This is a genomic window from Haemophilus parainfluenzae (assembly GCF_036288925.1).
Classification (GTDB): domain Bacteria; phylum Pseudomonadota; class Gammaproteobacteria; order Enterobacterales; family Pasteurellaceae; genus Haemophilus_D.
In genome coordinates this window covers 1,717,739-1,738,598 of sequence record NZ_CP127167.1, presented here as the reverse complement: position 1 = coordinate 1,738,598, position 20,860 = coordinate 1,717,739, and the positions used below count along the sequence as shown (strand labels likewise).

Sequence of the window (20,860 nt, the reverse complement as noted above, 5' to 3'; positions counted from 1 at the left end):
GGCTGTAAGCCTTTAGCTTGTAGTTCTATTTTTTTCTTCTTCCGCTCCCCATAAGACAGCCTCCGCCTTTGTAGAGCAGGTTTTAGACTTTCTTATATCGTCTCGATAAATCTCAACACGCCATTTCTCACCACGCTTTCTAACTGTTGCCATTTTTCACACCTTTTAAGATATAAACCACCATAAATTAAACCGCTTGGCGTAATTTTGGCGTAATTGGTGCATAAAAATATATAAAAACTTGCAATACTGGATAAGATTAAGAGAGAGGAAAAGTGATGGTTTTAATCTGTAAAGTATTGATTTTATTAATAGAAAAGCATAAAAGAAAATCCCCGTTCAATGAACGAGGATTATAATGTGGTGCCTAGGGTCGGACTCGAACCGACACGGTTATTCACCGGCGGATTTTGAATCCGCTGCGTCTACCAATTTCGCCACCCAGGCATTTGGGCTGTTTTGAATTATACGTTTATCTGACTTCGTTGCAAGTAAAATTTCATTAAAAACGTGTGGTTGTTTTAAATTTCATCAACTTGCATCAAGGATAAAAGGAAAGTTTAAAATAATTGATACGTTGTCACAATTTATGAGTAAAATAAAAGCTTAGTAGTTCTACTAAGCTTTATGATTATCTAATTAAGCGGTTTGACCAGCAAGGTTACCTAAATCTTTATCGATTAAGAATAAGCCTTTGCCATCTTCGCCAAGAAGATTTAATTTGTCTAAAATACCGCTGAATAATTTCTCTTCTTCGTGTTGTTCTGCAACATACCATTGTAAGAAATTGAATGCAGAGTAGTCTTTTTCTTCAAAAGTTTTACCCACTAATTCATTGATTTTACTTGTGATCAATTTTTCGTGTTTATAAGTTAATTCAATGATTTCTTTTAATGATTTGTACTCATGCGCAGGTGCTTCAATTGCAGTGATTACCGCTAAAGCACCAGTTTCATTCAAATAAGTGAATAATTTACGCATGTGTTGCATTTCTTCTGCAGCGTGTTCTGATAAGAATTTAGCTGCACCTTCAAAACCATTTTGTTCGCACCATGCACTCATTTGTAAGTAAAGATTTGAAGAGTAGAACTCAAGGTTCATTTGATCATTTAATAATTTGATTACGTTTGCTGATAACATTTTGTATTCTCCTTCTAAAATTATAATGTTGCTAAATCACGATCGATAAAGTAAAGCGAACGACCGTCTTCACCCAACAAGTTAAATTTATCAATAATGCTATTGAATAATTTTTCTTCTTCGTGTTGTTCTGCAACGTACCATTGTAAGAAGTTAAAAGTAGAATAGTCTTTGTTTGCAAAAGTCACTTCAACTAATTCATTAATTTTAGAAGTAACGAGTTTTTCATGTTCAAGTGTGGTTTCAAATACTTCTTTAAGTGATTTATAGTCATTTTTAGGTGCATCAATTTTACCTAAAAGTGGCATACCACTAGTTTCATTTACGTATTGAAATAATTTTTGCATATGCTCTAATTCTTCATCAGCATGACGAAGTAAAAATGCTGCAGCACCTTCGTAACCGTGTTTACTACACCAAGAACTCATTTGTAAATAAACATTAGAAGAGTAGAACTCTAAATTGATCTGCTCATTTAACTTATCTGCGATTGCTTTATTAAGCATAACCAACTCCTTTCCTTATTAAGTAGAGATTAAAAATAAAAACAAGACTGCTTAACTTGTCATCGGTGTGCATTCTAATTCCACAAATGAGAATAATCAAGCATTTTTTTTAAAATTATTTTTATAAGCCACTAATAATAAAAGAAAAATCAACGTTAATTATTCTCATTTATGTAAAATGTATAAAATAAATTCTCATTATCAGATCAAAAATGATGAAATCTGCAGAATTGATGTACGCAATTGTATTCAGAATTCACGTAGCGTTATCTCAAAATTTCATTCTAATTTAATTATTCCATCACAAAGACATCCATTTATTTCTTTTATATCCATAACCGCAAATCACCTTATTTTGACCAGAGCATGAAAGTAGGATAGTTATCTATTTTGATTTGTGACATATTTACATGTTCGATTTAACATAATATGCATTATGCGAAATTAGTTATCAGGTTAGCGGAAACTACGGGTTAAATAAATCACAGGGTTATACACAAGGTGCGAATATCACTCAAACGATGCAAAATCTAGCTTCACAATACCTTGCAATAAGATTAAATAATGATTTATACACTCTAAAATTGTTATGTAAGGAAAAAATAAAGAAGTTTATATATATCAAATAATGACAACGCTACGTGAATTCTGCGTTATTTTATGAGGTGAATATCATCAGATTTGAAAAAGAAAAACGTAAATCTTAGGGAATAAGATTTACGTTTTTGATGAATAGTATTCGTGTGACTATGTCACGATATGTATAAGATTAAGATAACAGTTTTGCTCCGTATTCATAAATCTGTTGCAGTAAATTTAGCTTAATTGGATTATCCGAATATTCCTCTACTAACCGTTGTAAACTTTCTTCAAATTTAACCGCACTTTGTTCTAATTTACGTTGGCGGTATTTTTGCCATTTGATTTGCTCTGCACGATTTAGAGTTTTATAAAAATGTCTTGAGCGATAATGGAACAACAATTCAGGAATCCGTTTATCTTCAAATGCTAAACCATGATCAGCTAATTTTTCAGGTGGTAAATCACGTAAAATAGCCATATTGTTTTTATCGGCATTGCTAAAGAAACCGTTATAAAGTTCCGTTTCTACATTATCACTCGGCTCAAATTCGCGTTCTTCTGAGAAGATTTCAATAACTTTCTCACGAATATCTAAGGATTGGCGCAATTTTGCTAAATTAACTAAGCAATGTTGTCTGTCTATCCCTAAACGAGCTGCATTTTCCGGCAGTAACGTTTTTGCAGGCGCCAAAATTGGACATTTATTAATATGAACCAATTTTAATGGAACTGATGAAACTCCCCTTTCTTCTAGCTCGCTTTTCTTGGTATATAAATCTTGTCGCAAATCAACCGCACTTTTATTGAGTAAATTATCAATATCACCTGATAAATCACAGACGATTACAGCATTTTGATTAGTTGGATGCCATGCTAATGGTGCTACCCAAGCACAATTGCCACGATAATTCCCCAGCATGCCAGAAACGTGCACTAATGGTGTCATTTCAGCTGTGTCAATCAATTTCTCAATTTCCTTTTTACCTCTATGCTCAAAGAAGAATTGAAATAATTTAGGCTGCTTTTCTTTGATTAATTTAGCCATAGCGATGGTTGCATACACATCCGCCATCGCATCATGGGCATTTTCATGCTCAATACCATTTGCTTTGGTTAGCTTTTCTAAGCGAAAGCTTGGCATACCATCATCGTCATAAGCCCAATTTATCCCTTCTGGACGCAGTGCATAGCAAGCTCGGACCAAATCCAGTAAATCCCAACGAGAATTACCATTTTTCCAGCTATATTCATAGGGATCAATGAAGTTACGGTAAAAGGTATAACGAGTCATTTCATCGTCATAACGAATGTTGTTATAACCCATCACACAAGTATTAGGTTGTGAAAACTCAGCTAAAATTTTTGCGGCAAATTCAGGTTCAGGAATCCCCTTTTCATTACATTCTTGTGGCGTAATTCCTGTGACCATTACGGCTTCCGGGGCGGGCAAATAATCATTGGTTTGCTTGCAATACAACATAATAGGCTCACCAATGATATTTAAATCTGCATCGGTACGAATACCAGCAAATTGAGCTGGACGATCACTTGCCGGATTGATACCAAAACTTTCGTAATCGTAGATAAAAAAACTAAAATTGTTTATCATAATTAAGCCAAAATTTTATCTAAATAATATAAGCAGAAAATTGCTGAAAGGCTGATAAGCACACCAAACCAGTTGATTTTGCTGATTTTTTCTTTGAAAAAAAATGCGCCGGTGATGGTGCCTAAACAAATCACACCAATATTCATTCCCGCAAAAACTAAGGTTGGGTTTTGTCCAAAACTTTGGTGTGCTTTAATGTAAAACAGGATATTGAAAAAATTCAATACACCTAAAATGATTCCACCAATAAAGCTTGGCACTGTCCACTGAGTGCGTTTTAGGAATAAATACAGGAACATGACACAAGCGGCTAATGAGAAAGCAATGAATAATGTGGTTGGGAATGCTCCCCCGCTTTTGGCAACTTGTTTGAATAAGATATCAATGGTGCCATAACCAAACCAAACACCGATTAAGCCTAAAATACCTTTAAAAGTGACCGCACTTTGTTCATTTGATTTGTTCAAAATACAGAATAAACCGATGAATGCCAAAATAATACCAACAATTTTAGGCTGACTTAATGTTTCATGGAAAATAATAAAAGAGGCAACAATCGGTAGAAATAATGATAAGCGTTGTGCAGCATCAGAACGCACGATGCCAGCAAATTCAACCGCTTTAGACATAATGATAAATACGGTTGGTAATAAAATCCCTAACGCCAGGAAAATAGGTGTGCTATCACTTTGTGCTAGATATTCAGTAAATTCTAATCCTTTAAAATCAAGTTTGAGTAAGAAATAGCTTAATGAAATGGCGACAATATAGTTGAACGCTATTGCTTGTTCAATAATGATGTTTTTCTTGCGGGCAACTTTGAGTAACACCGATACGGCAACACTACATAAAATAGCAAAAATGAGGTTGTGCATAATTTGTCCTAAATTCTCATAAAAATAACAATGAAAAAAGCGGCCAATTGCGTTGGCCGCTTTAAAAAACTACTCTGCGCCAAAGCCACGCAAACCCACCACATGAACTTGCTCTTGGTTGCCGGCGATTTTACGCACGAGTTTATAGGTTGTCCCTTTTTCAGGGCTGATATTCTCTGGCGCTGCGATAAGTAATTGCATATCCAAACGTTTGCAAAGTTCGAACAAGGTGGAAATAGATTTACCATCTAAACGCGCCGCTTCATCTAAGAAGAGTAAACGACATGGTACGATGTCTTTACCGCGAATACGTCGGCTTTCCTCTTCCCAGCTTTGTACAACCATTAATAGGATTGACATACCCGTACCAATTGCTTCACCAGTCGATAATGCGCCACTTTCAGCACGTAACCAACCATCTGCACCACGGAATACTTCAACTTCTAACTCAAGGTAATTACGGTAATCCAATAATTCTTCACCGATAGTTTGTGCTGTGCGTTGCCCCATATCAATATGCGGGTTAATGCGTTGATAAAGTTTCGCAATGGCTTCAGAGAAAGTAATACGATTATCGCTGAATAAATCTTGATATTCTTCCTGTTTACCTGACAGCGCATCAAGCAACATCGCATGTGTATCGCGAATATTGACCACTAAACGTACCGATTTCACCTGACCGAAAGCAATATTTTGTAGGCCTTGGTTCAACATGCGAATACGGTTTTGTTCACGTTGAATGGTTTTACGCATAATATTCGCCACACTTTCAGAACTGATCGCCAATTTTTTCTCACGGCCAGTCAATTCTTCTGTTAAGCGATTAAGCTCAATTTCCATTTGCTCAATTGCATCAATCGGATCATCTGTTTTAATAATATCCTGACGAATACGTTCACGAAGATGTTGATAGACAGCAATAAAGAAGCGGACTTTATTTTCTGGTTTACGGCTATCTTCAGAAATACGCAATGCATCGCGTAGATACTCATTATCTGCCACCGCAGTACGTAACGCACCTAAGGCTTTATCCGACATTGAACGTAACTCATCAGCAGATAAATAAGCTAACTCACGACGATTGAGTCGTTTTTCCACATCGGAATTACGAGATAATCGGAGAACCACGCACCAGCTGGCTTTCGCTGCCACAACTAATTCACGTTGAGTTTTATAATCACGTTCCGCTTTGCGAATACGTTTATTTAAGTTCTCCGCTTCGCTTTCAATAAGTGTTAATTGTTTTTCAACATAAGAACGACGTTGACGACTGGTTGAAAGTTGTTGATACAACTCATCACGGCGATTTCTCGCACGTTCCTCTGCCCCTTCATCAACTCGCACACCCAATTCACCAATCTCAGCAATTAATTCTTTTAACAATTGATTTTTACTATCATAAGAACTTTGCAAGTGGATAAATACTTGATTGTATTGTGCAAATTGGCTTTGTTTTTGACGTAATTGTTCACGTTGAGTATCACGTTGTGACTGCAATTGTTCCAAACGTTGACGAAGTTGCTCATTAAGCTCTGACGTTTCTGCTTGACCTGCATCTTCATAGCTGAAGTGATTTTTACGTTGTACTACATCCGCTAAAGCAAATACACGTTGTTGTACTTGTTTTTGACGTTCAACCGCTTGAGTTAAATCAGCTTTTAAGCGTTCATAGTTTTCTGGATCACTTTGTAAGGTATTGGCAATCGGTTCTAATTGTGACAACGCAACGCCATGTTGACGAATAAAGCTTTCATCTTGCTCTGCGATGTCTAATTGTTCGCGGCACTCTTCAATGCGATCAAGTAATTCTTCATCAGCGAGCAAGTTAAGCTGTGGCATTAACTTATTCAACAATTGCATTTTTTCTTTGGCATTATCCAATTTAATGCGAATTTGTTGTTCGGTGCTTGAGAATTGATTGAGCTCGCGATCAATTTCATTGCGTTCTTGATTGATTTCCGCCATCACCTCTTCTGGGTTTGGTTGGAACGCAAGGGCTAGATGTAAGCCAACAAACTGACTAAAGTGTTCGTGTAAACGTTGACATTTTTGTACGTCAAAGGCGATTTGTGCGTATTCTTCCGCAATTTCATCACGTTTAGCTTGTAATTCTTCTAAATGTTTTTCACGTGCTGCACGGCCGAATAATGGAATTTGCGGGAATTTTGAATAGCGCAATTCACGATCAGAAACTTGCACCACAACGCCCATTTCAAGCTCTTGAGCTGAAAGAACACTGTCATCAAAGGCATTTGGGTCACCTTCGATTAAATATAAATCGTCTGGACAGTCTTCTAAATTAGCTAATTGTTCGCGTACCATGTTGAGATCATGAACGACAATAGCATGACGTGCAGGACCATAAAGTGCCGAGAAATAAGGTGCATCTTCAATTGGTACATCATCATATAATTCAGAAAGCAATACACCACCAAAACGTTCTGCAAGCACATTCAAGCGAGCATCTTCAGAACCATCTGGTTGGCTTAAACGAGAAATTTGCTCGTCTAATTGTTGACGTTGTTTTTCTAAATTGTCACGTTGAATAGTCAGCTCACGTTCTTTCACCAATTGTGATTGCATAAAATGCATCACATCTTGGCTATGCTCGAAGGTTTCACCACTTTGCTCTTGTAAGCGTTCTAAAGCGGCTTGAGCAGTTAACCAAGCCGGTGCTTTACGAGCATTTTCTTCGTAAAGTGCGGTCAAACTTTCACGTTTTTGACGCAAAGTTGAACGGTTTTCTACTTGCTCAGCAAATTCTTCATTCAAACTTTCAATGAGTTCTTCTTGTTCAGCGTGGTATGCTTCAAGTTCATCAGCAGTTTCTAAAGATAAATCAGCACGTTGATTAAAATCAGCCAATAATTTAACCGCACTTTGTTGTTGAGCATAGCGCTGCTCTAACTCATGTAATTTTGCGCGTAATTGCGGGGTTTGTTGTGCTTGAATTTTTTGTGTTGGATATTCACGCAATAATTCTTTAGCACTTTCCCAAGCACTTGAACGTGGCATATCACCAGCAATTTTACATACCAACTGATAGGCTTTATCAAATTGTGATTTAGCCGCTTCAGAAATAGACATTTTATGTTCTAACTCAAGCACTTGCTCGGTAAGACTTTCTGCATGGACAGCAAACTCTGCTTGGTAATCTTCCGCATTTTTTACGCTCAAATCCGCTAAACCACATAAGGTTTTCGCTTTTTCAAGTGCGGCAATTGCTTGTTGATATTGCAATGCACGGGTTTGTTGTGCATCTAATGCTTGTTGATAATCCGCAAGTTGCGCACGTACTTGGTCAATTTCAAGTTCTGTTTGCTCAAATTGTGCTTGGCTTTCTTCAAGCTGTTCGGTTGCGGTTTCCACAACCATTTTTTGTTCTTCTAATTTTTCTGTAAGTTCAGCCACATCTTCTTGATAACGCGACACTTTTTCTTGATGACGTAACGCATTTAATACCAAGTTCAGATGATCCGCCGCACTTTGGTGATCGACTTCTAAAGTACGTTCATTTTCTGCCAATTCAGCTGCTTCACGGCTTAAATCAATTAGTCGATGTTGCGATAATTCTTGCTCAGCTTTTGCTTTATACCAATCACGGCGGAAACCTAAAGCCGCTTCGATATTGCCACGACGTTCATTGGCGTTACGCATATAATCTGATGCCACATAATTAGTGGTTTCGGTGATTAAATGTTTGAATAAATCACGGTCAGATTGCGTAACTTTAATTGCCTCAAGGGTCATGCGGTTTTCACGTAACGCACTTTCCATATCTTGGAAGGCTTTGCGCACACCAAGGTTTTCTGGCAATAAGTAATCACGTAAAGAACGAGTAATAGCGCTGGAAATACCACCGTATAAAGAAGCTTCGATTAATTTATAGAATTTGCTACGGTCTGAGGCACTACGTAAGCGTTTTGGAATAATACCTAAATCAAACATCATGCCGTGATAATCAGTGATGGAATGATATTGTTTAAATTGCGCACCAAGATTTTCAATTTTGTCTTTTAATTCATTTAAATTGAGTACACGCGCTTGACGCTCACCGACTGTTTCAGTGAAAAGTGAGGTCGGATTTAAGGATAATTCTACACCTTGAATCGAGAATGTTTTTAAATCGACTTTCTTATCACGACCTGCGATTTGTTGCAGACGCACACCTACGAGAATTCGTTGGTGACGTGAGTTGATGGTATCCAATACTGCGTAACAAACGCCCGGACGCAATTTACCGTGTAAGCCTTTATCACGAGAGCCACCTGTCGAGCCTGCTTCTGTGGTATTACGGAAATGCAATAAGGTTAAGTCTGGAATTAATGCAGTGACAAAACCCGCCATGGTTGTAGATTTACCGGCACCATTACCACCAGAAAGTGTGGTCACCAATTCATCCAAATCAAAGGTACGGGCAAAGAAACCATTCCAGTTAATTAAGGTTAGTGAACGGAATTTACCACGTTCTACCCCATTATGTTGGTTTAATACAGGAGCAATAAATTCTTCTTCAACCTGTTCGGTTGATTGCTCAGGTTCGTCTTGATAGATTTCATTTTCAAGTTCTAATACATCAGACATTATTCTTGTTCTCCTGCATCATCAAATTCTTCATCAATTTCGACTGCACTTTCTTCATCATCGAGGTCATCAGCATGGCTTGCCGCTTTTGCTTGTTTTTCCAATTCTAGGGATTGCGGTGTTGCCGCTTCCCCATCACGAATTAAGCGAGCTTGTGCTTCTAACGGGTCATCGCCAGAACGGACTTCAGCTCCAAAACGGAAAACTGATTCTGAAATAGTAAATTTACCGCTATGCTGTTCACCTACTGTATGAATCATGCCTAAACGGCGTAAACGGCCGATCGCCGCGCGTACTTTTTCAGCTAATTTTTGCTTATCTAAATCTGAACCGCTAGAACGTTGATTGACGGCTTTCAATAATTTGCCTTCGTCTGCTAAATTTAGTAATTCATCATAGACTTCTTGTGTACTGAAGATACCTTGCTGTGCCAAACGTTCTGGACTTAAATACAAATAGCAAAGCACTTTCCCAACCAACATTTCTAATTCGGAAAGCACTGAACGGGCAATTAAGGTCGTGGCTTTCGGACGTAAATAGAAAAAGCCTTCCGGTGCGCGAATCAATTCCACGTTGTAGCGGCGATAAAAGCCATCCAACTCATTTTGGAAATCCATCAAAAAAGCATGATTATCTAATTGATCTGTGCTGATATGGCGACCTGAACGCAATAAGCTGTCCACTGCCGGGAAAATAGGATTTGCAATGGCATTTGCCAATTTCGGGGAAATTACATCTTGAATATATGTCATGGTTAATTTCTCATTTTATGAATTCGTTTTTGGGTAAGCCACGAAATTAATATTTATCAATCACATGCGCTTGCACTTCTGCGCCGTAATCGTTAATTTCCTGCCATTGCGGATAAAGACCGGCTAAATCATCATTTGCCATACCTAAACGCACTGCTTGATCCACAATAATACGTGCCACATCAAAATGACGGGAAAGTGGATAAGCCTCTAATTGTTCTTTTAAGACCAAACTTAAATCAATTGGACGATTATTTTCACGGTATTGAATGAGTAAGCCTTGCATATGCTCGACGATTTGATCATGTAAATCAGCCAAAGATTCATATTGCAACGCTTCAGGTAATTCACCCAATGCATCATCTTCACGTAATACCATTTCTTCATCACGCAGATCGACCAAACGTTCCGCTTGAGCAGTCCACAAGAACCAAGGATGATCGAAATAGCTATGGATAGAATTACGCAAGCGTTGTGAGAATACACGGTTTTTATCCATATCAATGGCGGTACGGATAAATTTATGCACGTGACGGTCATAACCAATCCATAAATCAATAGCTTGTTGTCCCCAGCTAATAATGCGGTCAAGCTTGGATTGTAAATCAGTGATTAATTGTTCAATAAAATACAGCTCATCATGACCAATTACACAATCTTGAATACGTAATAATTGAGCCTGTAACTTATCACCCGCTGCATTTAAAGTATCTTGTAACTCACGTAAATTGCCTGAGGTTTCATCTAATAAGCGCTCACAGCTAGAAATTGCTGCCTGCCAATCTTTAGTAAGTAAATTTGCAATTTCTTCTTTAATACTTTGCTGATTTTCATCCATCACGCGTTGTGATAAATCGATACTATCGAAAATCTCTGCCACAGAATATTTTAACGGAGCGAAAACATTCCGACGCCAAAAATGCTCATTCTCCCCTTTTGCTGTCGCTTCTTCTGCAGCATCAGATGCACGCTGAATTTCATCAGCCACAATAGAAAGCTGTACAGAAAGACGTAACGCAGAAAATTCACGCTGACGAATATAATAATCCGATACGCCAACACCTAATGGGGTGAGACGATAAATGGAAAGCCCTTCAGTAAATTCACTGCTGAAACGGTTAAGAAAACGCTGCTTCACCAATTCATTGATAGCATTATTGGCACGGGTGGCAATCGCGTCCGTTGATTGGTCAAAGGCATTGGCTGTATGGCGGAAAATATCCACTAAATCAGCTTCTAACATCTCACCGTCTAAACGTTCGTTGTTATAGATGGCAATAGCCAGTAAAAACACCAAACGCTCTGTCGGCAGATTTAACGAAAATTCCCGCTCTTTCGCCCATAAGACGAGTTCAGGAATGGTTTGTGAGGTTTCGATCATTCGGTTACAAAAGCTTAAAATTGAACAAAAAATTGGTGAGATTATACAGGATTTTTTGTCAATCTTGAAAATCTTCTTGTAAATTGACCGCACTTTTTATATGTATAGGTATTATGCACAATTCATTAAGAATTATAATCTTTATACAGTGAGGTATGATTATTCAAAAAGAAAAAACAGTTTAAATCGTTCTTTGATTTATTCGCTTAAAAACATTAAAACTTGTCACATTTATCACAATATATATCGCCACACAAATGCACTAACTAAAATAATCAGCATGATAATAATTTGTATTAAACGTTTTTTGGTTAATTTTTCTGCTGCCATACCTATTTACTCTTAGATAACTTCTTTAATTGACTATTTAGTGGTAGAATAATTGAGTTAGATCAATTTTACACTATATTTATCGATTTGAGGAACTAATGAAAACTTTTGTTTCAGAAACCAAATCAGGGCGCAGAGTTCAATCTGGTGGTTGTGCGATTCATTGCCAAGATTGCAGTATTAGTCAGCTTTGTATTCCTTTCACTTTAAATGAGCACGAGCTTGATCAGCTTGATAATATTATCGAGCGTAAAAAACCTATTCAAAAATCACAAGTTCTTTTTAAAGCGGGCGATACACTTAATTCTATTTATGCCATTCGTTCTGGCACGATCAAAACCTACACTATTAGTGAAACTGGTGAAGAACAAATAACGTCTTTTCATTTGCCTGGTGATTTAGTGGGCTTTGATGCCATCACCAATATGCGCCATCCAAGTTTTGCTCAAGCGTTAGAAACTGCTATGGTATGTGAGATTCCCTTTGATATTTTAGATGATTTATCTGGCAAAATGCCTAAGCTTCGCCAGCAAATTATGCGTTTAATGAGTAGTGAAATCAAAAGCGATCAAGAAATGATTTTATTACTTTCTAAAATGAATGCGGAAGAACGTTTAGCGGCATTTATTCACAATCTATCAAAACGCTATTCTGCTCGTGGTTTCTCAGCGAAAGAATTTCGTTTAACCATGACTCGTAGTGATATTGGTAACTATCTTGGTTTAACCGTTGAAACCATCAGTCGTTTACTTGGTCGTTTCCAAAAACTGGGTGTACTCTCTGTTCAAGGTAAATACATTACGATTAATGATATTAATGCCTTGATTGATTTAACAGGTGTACATAAAACCAAAATCCAATTAGCAGAATAAATTAAAAGCGTGAGTTTTCACGCTTTTTTAACATTTGAAACAAAAAAAACTTGCACGAGATCACTTTTTTGATAATCGGTTCTTGTCATCGTTTAAAATCTTTTCTATCCTATTGATATCTCATCTTTTGGAGGTTTTATGAAATTTAATAATATTCTTGTTGTTCTTAATCCTGATAATGAAAAACAATACGCACTTGCTCGAGCTGTTCGTTTGGCGAAAGAACAGCAAAGTGAAAAAAAAGTGAAAATTACTGCACTATTAAGTGTCTATGATTTATCTTATGAGATGTCTGCTCTTCTTTCTTCGGAAGAACGAAGTGAAATGCATAAAACTGCCATTGAGCAACAACGTCAAGCTGTACAATTTTATTTAGATAAATATGCTGATCCTGAAATTGAATTTGAATCTCATATTGTATGGAACAGTAATGAAGCCGATGCAATAAATGACGAAGTTGAAAAAAATCAATATGATCTCGTTGTGAAATACACTAAAGATGAAGAAAGTTTTACCTCATTGATTTTCACACCAGTAGATTGGCAATTGTTACGTAAATGTCCAATCCCAGTATTGATGGTACGTGATGGTGATTGGAAACACCAACGCCGTATTTTAGTTGCGGTTAATGTGTCGGGTGAACAAGAATATCAAGATGAATTTAACCAAGAGTTAGTTTCAACAGGCATGAGTTTAGCAGAGAACTTAAACCGTGGTAACGTACATTTAGTCGCAGCCTACCCTGTTGCGCCAATTAATATGGCGATTGATTTACCTGAATTTAATACTTCAGGTTATGAAAATGGCATTCGTGGTCAACACCTTATCAATATGAAAGCCTTACGTCAAAAATTTGGTATTGATGAGGATCATACCCATGTACGCGAAGGTTTCCCTGAAGAAGTAATCCCTGAAGTGGCGAAAGAAATTGAAGCTGAATTAGTGATTCTAGGCACAGTGGGAAGAACAGGTTTATCGGCAGCGTTACTAGGTAATACAGCTGAACATGTGATTAGTAAATTAAGCTGCAATTTATTAGCCATTAAACCGTCTAAAAAATAAGCCTATTTAGCTTTTTATTTAAAACAAGTGCGGTCAGAAAAACAATCGTTTTATTGACAGCACTTTTTTGTTAAAAAAATGTGAAGTTCCTCACAAAATCAACTTTTTCTATTCGTCTCATCATTTCTTTTTCGTTATACTCGTCCGCCCTATCGAAGACTTTCTATAAATTGATTTATTGATTAAAAAAAGGAAAGACAATGAAAAAAACATTAATTGCTGCACTACTTGGCTTCTCTGCGCTCGCGCAAGCCCATGAAGTTTGGGTTGCAACCCCAGCACAACTGACTTCTAATAGCGTTTTAAAAGCTGATTTAGCTTATGGTGACTACCCTTACGTTGAAAAAATTCCTGAAAAACGTCTCGCCATTTTCCCACCGATGGAACTCATCAATCAAGATGGTGAAATGCAAACATTAGTACAAAAAGGTGAAAACTACCAATATCAATCAGAAAAACCGTTAAAAGATGGTTCATATTGGGTAACAGCGACTTATAAACCAACTTTCTGGTCACAAAATAATGAAGGTTGGAAAATGGATAACTTACAAGGCACACCAAATGCATTCTATTGCGAACAAACTCAAATGTTTGGTAAAGCCTTTACTGTAGTGGGCAAAAAACCATTAAATGCAGATATGGCAATGACACGCCTCGGTTTACCACTTGAAATCGTGCCACTTAAAGATCCGAAAACAATTAAAGCAGGTGAAGCTTTCCCTGTTCAGATTTTCTATAAAGACCAACCACTTGCAGGCGAAACAATTATCGCAACGTCTGATACGTTTGTTGTAAAAGATATGGAAGCGGCAACGTCTCACCGTGAACCACAAGCGTTTTCAGGTAAAACGGACAGTGAAGGTAAAGTTAACTTTATCCCATTAATTGAAGGTGTTTGGAAGCTTAAAGTGATTCATAAAGAACCATTTGAAGATCAAAAGGTGTGTCAACAATCAGCAAATTACGCAACGTTAATTCTATCTGTTGGTAAAGCTAGAGCTAAACTTCCACCAAAACCAGAACATCATCACCATTAACCATAAAAAAGTGCGGTCAAATCAATTTAACCGCACTTTTTTAATATGTTCTTAACGCTGGAGGTTGGTAATGTTCAATAAAGATTTCAATTTCTTGAAGATCATTCGAGAATAAAATTTTCTCAAAATCATCTTGAGTAAAAAAGCCTTCTTTCACCATATGGCTAAAAAAGGACTTTAGTGAATCAAAATACCCCTTTTCATTAAACAGAATACAAGGATTATTATTTTTTCCAATTCGCGCCCAAGAAATCACTTCAGCAATCTCTTCTAAAGTGCCAGGTCCACCAGGCAAAGCAATATAAGCATCGCCAAGCTCAATCATTTTATTTTTTCGCTCAGACATGCTTTCAACAATTACGGTCTTAGTTAAATTAGGATGTGAAACTTCTCTGTCTTGTAAAAATTGAGGGATAATGCCAATTACTTTACCTTGATGAGCAAGTACAGTATCTGCAACTACGCCCATTAATCCCAATTTTCCGCCACCATAAACTAAAGTATGTTGAACATCAGCAATCCATTTTCCTAATTTTTTTGCGACAGACTGATAGGCTGAATCATTACCTAAACTTGCTCCGCAATAAACCGTGATATTCATCCTACTTTTTCCGTTCTACCCACTTTCCATCAATATAATCCACAATCCATTTTGTGGCTTTGCCATTCTTTTCAGATGTCACATATTGATGTTTTTCTTTACGGCTAAAGCGGATAATGGCTTCATTACCCTCAGGGTCTTTTTGTGGCGCATCGGCTAAATAACGTAATTTTTCTGGTAAACGATCACGATAAAGCGCTAATTCCGCCACTTTTGCTGGTCGAGTTTCACGTGATTTCGGGAAGTTATGTGCTGACATAAACACGCCACTTGCACCATCACGTAATACAAAATACGCATCAGATTTTTCACATTTCAATTCAGGGAAATGAACCGGTTCTTCTTTTGGCGGTGCAACTTCGCCATTTTTCAAAATCTTACGGGTATTATCACAGCTGGTACAGCCCATATATTTACCAAAACGACCGAGTTTTAAGTGCATATCTGAACCACACTTATCACATTCTACAATCGGACCATCATAGCCTTTAATTTTGAATTGGCCTTGTTCAACCAAATAACCATCACAATTCGGATTGTTACCACAAATATGCAATTTACGATGTGGGTCGATGATATAGCTATCCATCGCCGTACCACATTTTGGGCAACGTTTACGATCCATTAAGGCTTTGGTTTCAGAGGCCTCATCCAATACATTGAGTAATTCTGCTTCTGGAATGAGATTAATCGTTGTTTTACAACGCTCTTTTGGTGGTAATGCATAACCAGAACAACCAAGGAAGACACCAGTACTTGCTGTGCGAATCGCCATTTTGCGGCCACAAGTTGGGCAATCAATATCGGTGAGCACAAGGCTATTCGGCTTCATTCCACCTTCTAGCTCATCTAATTCAGCCGTAGAAAGTTGGGTAGAAAAATCTTTGAAGAATTGATTTAACTCAGCTTTCCAATTTTTTTCACCGGATGCAATTTGGTCTAGTACATTTTCCATGTTTGCAGTGAAATCGTAACTCATCAAATCAGTAAAAGATTGATTTAAGCGATCAGTAACGATTTCGCCCATTTTCTCTGCATAGAAACGGCGATTTTCAATGCGCACATAACCACGTTCTTGAATAGTCGAAATAATTGCCGCATAAGTCGAAGGACGACCAATACCACGTTTCTCCAATTCTTTCACCAATGCTGCTTCAGTAAAACGAGCGGGTGGTTTGGTAAAGTGTTGGCTTGGCGAAACCGTTTTTAGTGCTAATGTTTCGTTTAAACTCACAGTCGGTAAAATTTGGTCTTCTGGATTTTTACCTAATTGTGGCAAGACTTTTGTCCAACCATCAAAGCGTAAAATACGGCCTTTGGCTTTCAATTCATAATCGCCAGCCATTACAGTGACGGTTGTACTGTCATATTGTGCAGCCGGCATTTGACAAGCCACAAATTGACGCCAGATTAAATCATACAAGCGTACTGCATCTTTATCTATGCCACTTAAATGATCTGCGAGCATTTTCACATCAGAAGGACGAATGGCTTCGTGTGCTTCTTGTGCGTTTTCTTTACTCGAATAGAAATTCGGTTTAGCGGGCAAATAATCTTTGCCAAAATGGCTTTCGATATAAGCACGTGCCATATTTAATGCATCTTGGCTCAAGTTGGTAGAGTCAGTACGCATATAAGTGATATAACCAGCTTCATATAAACGTTGTGCCAACATCATGGTTTTCTTTACTCCAAAACCTAAACGCGTGCTTGCAGTTTGTTGTAAGGTTGAAGTAATAAATGGTGCTCTTGGTTTAGAACCTGTTGGTTTTGTTTCTAAATCTGTGACAACGTAGTGTGATTTATTTAAAAAATCGACCGCACTTTGAGCTTCTTTTTCATTTTTCGGCTCAAATTTCTTGCCTTTATATTGCACCACATCCAAACGCAAGCCTTCTTTCTTAGTCGTTTGGGTTAGCGCTTCAATTTCCCAAAACTCTTCCGGTTGGAATGCTTTGATTTCACGCTCACGTTCTACCACCAATTTTACGGCAACAGATTGTACTCGTCCTGCAGATAACCCACGTGCCACTTTCTTCCATAATAATGGTGACACCATAAAGCCTACTACGCGGTCTAAGAAACGACGGGTTTGCTGAGCATTAACCTGGTCCATATTAATGTGAGCAGGATGCTGGAACGCTTTTTCAATCGCTTTTTTAGTAATCTCATTAAATACAACGCGACTAAAACGACTATCATCGCCACCGATCACTTCACGTAAATGCCATGCGATAGCCTCTCCTTCTCTATCCAAGTCGGTTGCGAGATAAATATGATCGGATTTTTTAGCAAGGGATTTTAATTCGGCGACCACTTTTTCTTTGCCAGGTAGAATTTGGTAATTAGCTTTCCAATCGTGATAAGGATCAATCCCCATACGTTTAACTAAAGCGGAACGCTCTTTCTCTGCTTTAATTTTTGCTTTTTCTTCTGTACTTAATCCTTTTGTCGAAACTGGCTTAGCCTTTTCGCCAGTACTACTTCCTGATGTCGGCAAATCACAAATATGCCCTACGCTGGATTTCACCACATACTGGCTACCTAAATATTTATTGATGGTTTTCGCTTTGGCTGGCGACTCCACAATCACTAAAGATTTGCTCATTTGCTTACCTAAAATATAACTAGAATTCTCTAAAATAGCCGATATACTGCAAACTTACGCCGATAAAATCAAGCTTTTTTTCAAAAAGGATTTATAAATGGATAAACTCAATGCAATTTCGGTTTTCTGCAAAGTGATCGAAACGCAAAGTTTTACACAAGCCGCAAACCAACAGAATATTTCTGTGGCAATGGCGAGTAAATTAGTTTCACAATTAGAAGAACATTTAAAAACACGATTATTACAACGTACAACACGAAAAATTATGCCAACTGAAGCCGGTATGCTTTATTACCAACGTTGCCAAGCCATTCTATTAGATTTAAGTGAGGCAGACTCTAGCATCAGTAATATGGCAACGAGCTTACAAGGTAATTTATTAATCTCTATGCCACGTGATTTTGGCTTACTTTATATTTCACCTAACTTGCCTAAATTTATTGAGCTTCATCCCAATTTACACGTAGAAATTGAATTTGAAGACAAGCGTGTTGATCTCGTTGCGGAAGGCTATGACTTAGCATTACGTATCGGTTATATGCAAGACAGCTCACTTGTTGCGCGTAAAATTAGTAGCTCCCTTATGCATTTTGTTGCTTCTCCAAGTTATTTAGAAGCGCGAGGCACACCGCTTACACCTGACGATTTAGAATATCACCAAGGTTTACTTTATAAATCATCGTTAAATCAAGTGCATTGGCAATCAACAAAAGCCAATCAAATTCAACGTTATAAAATTCAATCTAAAGTGGTTTCTAATAATGGTATGGCGTTGTTAGAAATGACAAAAGCGGGTTTAGGCATCAGTAATGCACCGAATTTCTTTGTAAAAGATGCGCTTGCTTCAGGTGAATTAGTTGAAATTTTGTCTGAATATAAACAAAAACCTTTAGATATTTATGTGCTTTACCCAAATCGTCGTCATTTACCGGCTAAAGTTCGCGCATTTATTGAATTTCTCGCAAGCCTCGGTTTGTGTGAGAACAGTCAAATATAAAAAAACAGGGGCGGATTAACCGCCCTTTATTATTCAAATAATGTCCAAATCGGTTTTACCTCTTCAGGTAAAAACAAATTCTTTCCTAATTCAATCCATCCGCAAGGAAAATGAAAGTCTGACCCTAAAGAGGCGGCTAAGTCATATTCATTGGCTAAACGCGCAAGATATTGACGTTGCTCTTTGGTCTGTCCACTATCTGCCACTTCCATGCCATCACCGCCCCATTGTTTGAAATCAACAATTAATCGACCAATCCATTTTCCTGTCATGTTATAACGCATAGGATGAGCAATGACGGCAACGCCACCTGCCGCATGAATCGTCTCAATCGCCGTTGGAATATCGACCCATTCAGCTTTGACAAAACACGATTTTCCACCGCCTAGATAACGCTTAAAGGCTTGCCCATCATTTGAAACTTTGCCGATTTGCACTAAATAACGCGCATAATGCGCACGAGTTACTTCCCCATTGGCTAACGCTTTTGCGCCCTCATAGGCATTGGGGACGCCTGCTTTTTCTAATTTATGGCCAATTTCGACCGCTCTTTTTTCTCTCAGTGATTTTTGTTCGGCTAAAAGTGCGGTCATTTTAGGATGCGTTTTATCAAAATTTAATCCGACAATATGGATACCACGACCTTCCCAATTCGTTGAAATTTCCACGCCATTAATTAGCTCAATACCTAATTTATCTGCTTCAATTTTAGCTTCATCAATGCCCATCACGGTGTCGTGATCACATAAAGCAAGCACATTGATACCTAGCTCATGAGCTCGTTGCACAAGCTCTGTAGGCGTTAAAACACCATCTGAAGCCGTACTATGGCAATGTAAATCATATTTTTTTGTCATTTATTTAATCGCTTTCACTAATTCTTTAACTAAGCTTGGACCGTGATAAATCAAACCCGAATAAACTTGTAACAATTCAGCACCTGCTTCAATCTTCTCTTGTGCATTTTGTACACCATCAATGCCACCACTCCCAATAATCGGAATTTGACCTTTCAGCTCTTGATGCAATCTTCGAATAATTTCTGTACTTTTCTGCTGTAACGGTTTTCCACTTAAGCCACCTTGTTGTTCCGCATTTTTCAAACCGGTGACGTTGTCGCGTGAAATCGTTGTATTAGTGGCAATTACCCCATCCATTTGATGACGAAGTAACGTATCAGCAATTTGAACGAGTTCAGTCTCGGATAAATCAGGTGCAATTTTTACAGCAATCGGTACATATTTATTATATTGCTCAGCTAAAGTTTTTTGACGTTGTTTAATACTTTGTAATAAATCATCAAAATAATCACCATACTGCAATTGACGCAAATCTGGAGTGTTCGGTGATGAAATATTTACCGTAATATAATCCGCATAGTTATAGGCTTTATTTAAGCAAAATAAGTAATCATCTTTCCCCTTTTCAAGTGGCGTGACTTTATTTTTGCCAATATTAATCCCAATTACACCATCAAATTTTGCCTTTTTAACATTCTCGACCACGTAATCAATGCCATAATTATTGAATCCATTACGGTTAATAATCCCCTCAGCTTCCACTAAACGGAATTGACGGGGTTTCGCATTTCCCTCTTGTGCCAAAGGCGTAACCGTACCCACTTCAATAAAACCAAATCCCATCGCACCAAATCCATCAATCGCTTCGGCATTTTTATCTGCGCCCGCGGCTAACCCAATAGGATTTTTAAACATAATGCCCATTACTTGCTTAGGCAAACCTTGTGGACAAGCCAAAAGCTGCTTTAATAAAAATTGGCAAGGTGATTTACCCGCTAAATGCAATGATTTAATCACTAAATCATGGGCGGTTTCAGGATCAAGGGAAAAGATAGCTTTACGGATCAAAGAATACATACTCGTTTATCTCTCAGGATAGTTCACTGTAAATGGAAAATGCGGTT

At 37.7% G+C, this 20,860-nt stretch carries 16 protein-coding genes and 1 tRNA gene; 4 read left to right on the top strand and 13 right to left on the bottom strand.

Annotated features, from left to right (window positions below):
- Positions 1 to 12: 12 nt before the first annotated feature.
- The 9 genes from QQS40_RS08795 to mukF all read right to left on the bottom strand — a co-directional run bounded on the left by QQS40_RS08795 (position 13) and on the right by mukF (position 11,429).
- Positions 13 to 153 (bottom strand): hypothetical protein, encoded by a 141-nt coding sequence (locus QQS40_RS08795; protein WP_329504852.1) that lies wholly within the window; start codon positions 151 to 153, stop codon positions 13 to 15.
- 208 nt (positions 154 to 361) lie between these two features.
- A tRNA-Leu gene (locus QQS40_RS08790) sits at positions 362 to 447 on the bottom strand.
- 192 nt (positions 448 to 639) lie between these two features.
- Complete coding sequence (ftnA, locus tag QQS40_RS08785; protein WP_014065386.1) at positions 640 to 1,140, bottom strand: non-heme ferritin; 501 nt, start codon at positions 1,138 to 1,140, stop codon at positions 640 to 642.
- A gap of 20 nt (positions 1,141 to 1,160) precedes the next feature.
- Entirely contained in the window at positions 1,161 to 1,646 is a 486-nt protein-coding gene (ftnA, locus tag QQS40_RS08780) for a non-heme ferritin (protein ID WP_049358051.1), read from the bottom strand.
- Between the two features lie 769 nt (positions 1,647 to 2,415).
- On the bottom strand, positions 2,416 to 3,837 hold the full coding sequence (gene sbcB / locus QQS40_RS08775; RefSeq protein WP_049358050.1) for an exodeoxyribonuclease I: 1,422 nt from the start codon (positions 3,835 to 3,837) through the stop codon (positions 2,416 to 2,418).
- Positions 3,838 to 3,839: 2 nt separating this feature from the next.
- On the bottom strand, positions 3,840 to 4,712 hold the full coding sequence (locus QQS40_RS08770; protein ID WP_049358049.1) for a DMT family transporter: 873 nt from the start codon (positions 4,710 to 4,712) through the stop codon (positions 3,840 to 3,842).
- A 69-nt stretch (positions 4,713 to 4,781) separates the two neighbouring features.
- On the bottom strand, positions 4,782 to 9,296 hold the full coding sequence (gene mukB / locus QQS40_RS08765) for a chromosome partition protein MukB (protein WP_329504849.1): 4,515 nt from the start codon (positions 9,294 to 9,296) through the stop codon (positions 4,782 to 4,784).
- The gene (gene mukE, locus QQS40_RS08760) at positions 9,296 to 10,048 is read right to left on the bottom strand and encodes a chromosome partition protein MukE (protein WP_329504847.1); all 753 of its coding nucleotides are present in this window, start codon (positions 10,046 to 10,048) and stop codon (positions 9,296 to 9,298) included. The genes mukB and mukE overlap by 1 nt, the downstream gene beginning before the upstream one ends.
- Positions 10,049 to 10,094: 46 nt before the next feature.
- Positions 10,095 to 11,429: a chromosome partition protein MukF gene (mukF, locus tag QQS40_RS08755; protein ID WP_329504845.1), complete on the bottom strand. Its 1,335-nt coding sequence runs from the start codon at positions 11,427 to 11,429 to the stop codon at positions 10,095 to 10,097.
- A gap of 428 nt (positions 11,430 to 11,857) precedes the next feature.
- Between mukF and fnr the strand changes: the two genes are divergently transcribed.
- From fnr to QQS40_RS08740, 3 genes are all read left to right on the top strand, one after another.
- Complete coding sequence (gene fnr, locus QQS40_RS08750) at positions 11,858 to 12,631, top strand: fumarate/nitrate reduction transcriptional regulator Fnr (protein ID WP_049358045.1); 774 nt, start codon at positions 11,858 to 11,860, stop codon at positions 12,629 to 12,631.
- Between the two features lie 138 nt (positions 12,632 to 12,769).
- On the top strand, positions 12,770 to 13,693 hold the full coding sequence (gene uspE, locus QQS40_RS08745; RefSeq protein WP_329504843.1) for a universal stress protein UspE: 924 nt from the start codon (positions 12,770 to 12,772) through the stop codon (positions 13,691 to 13,693).
- 200 nt (positions 13,694 to 13,893) lie between these two features.
- Positions 13,894 to 14,730: a DUF4198 domain-containing protein gene (locus QQS40_RS08740; protein WP_128787326.1), complete on the top strand. Its 837-nt coding sequence runs from the start codon at positions 13,894 to 13,896 to the stop codon at positions 14,728 to 14,730.
- Positions 14,731 to 14,770: 40 nt separating this feature from the next.
- On the opposite strand, the gene QQS40_RS08735 is transcribed toward QQS40_RS08740, so the two are convergent.
- Together QQS40_RS08735 and topA are read right to left on the bottom strand one after the other, a co-directional pair.
- Positions 14,771 to 15,331, bottom strand: coding sequence for an LOG family protein (locus QQS40_RS08735; RefSeq protein ID WP_329504840.1), 561 nt, complete (start codon positions 15,329 to 15,331; stop codon positions 14,771 to 14,773).
- 1 nt (position 15,332) lies between these two features.
- The gene (topA, locus tag QQS40_RS08730; RefSeq protein ID WP_289901776.1) at positions 15,333 to 17,939 is read right to left on the bottom strand and encodes a type I DNA topoisomerase; all 2,607 of its coding nucleotides are present in this window, start codon (positions 17,937 to 17,939) and stop codon (positions 15,333 to 15,335) included.
- Positions 17,940 to 18,036: 97 nt separating this feature from the next.
- On the opposite strand from topA, the gene QQS40_RS08725 reads away from it, so the two are divergent.
- Complete coding sequence (locus tag QQS40_RS08725) at positions 18,037 to 18,936, top strand: LysR family transcriptional regulator (protein ID WP_289901777.1); 900 nt, start codon at positions 18,037 to 18,039, stop codon at positions 18,934 to 18,936.
- 29 nt (positions 18,937 to 18,965) lie between these two features.
- Here QQS40_RS08725 and rnm read toward each other — a convergent pair whose 3' ends face one another.
- On the bottom strand, positions 18,966 to 19,793 hold the full coding sequence (gene rnm / locus QQS40_RS08720; RefSeq protein ID WP_049355719.1) for an RNase RNM: 828 nt from the start codon (positions 19,791 to 19,793) through the stop codon (positions 18,966 to 18,968).
- Positions 19,794 to 20,813, bottom strand: coding sequence for a quinone-dependent dihydroorotate dehydrogenase (pyrD, locus tag QQS40_RS08715; protein WP_289901778.1), 1,020 nt, complete (start codon positions 20,811 to 20,813; stop codon positions 19,794 to 19,796).
- Between the last annotated feature and the right edge of the window lie 47 nt (positions 20,814 to 20,860).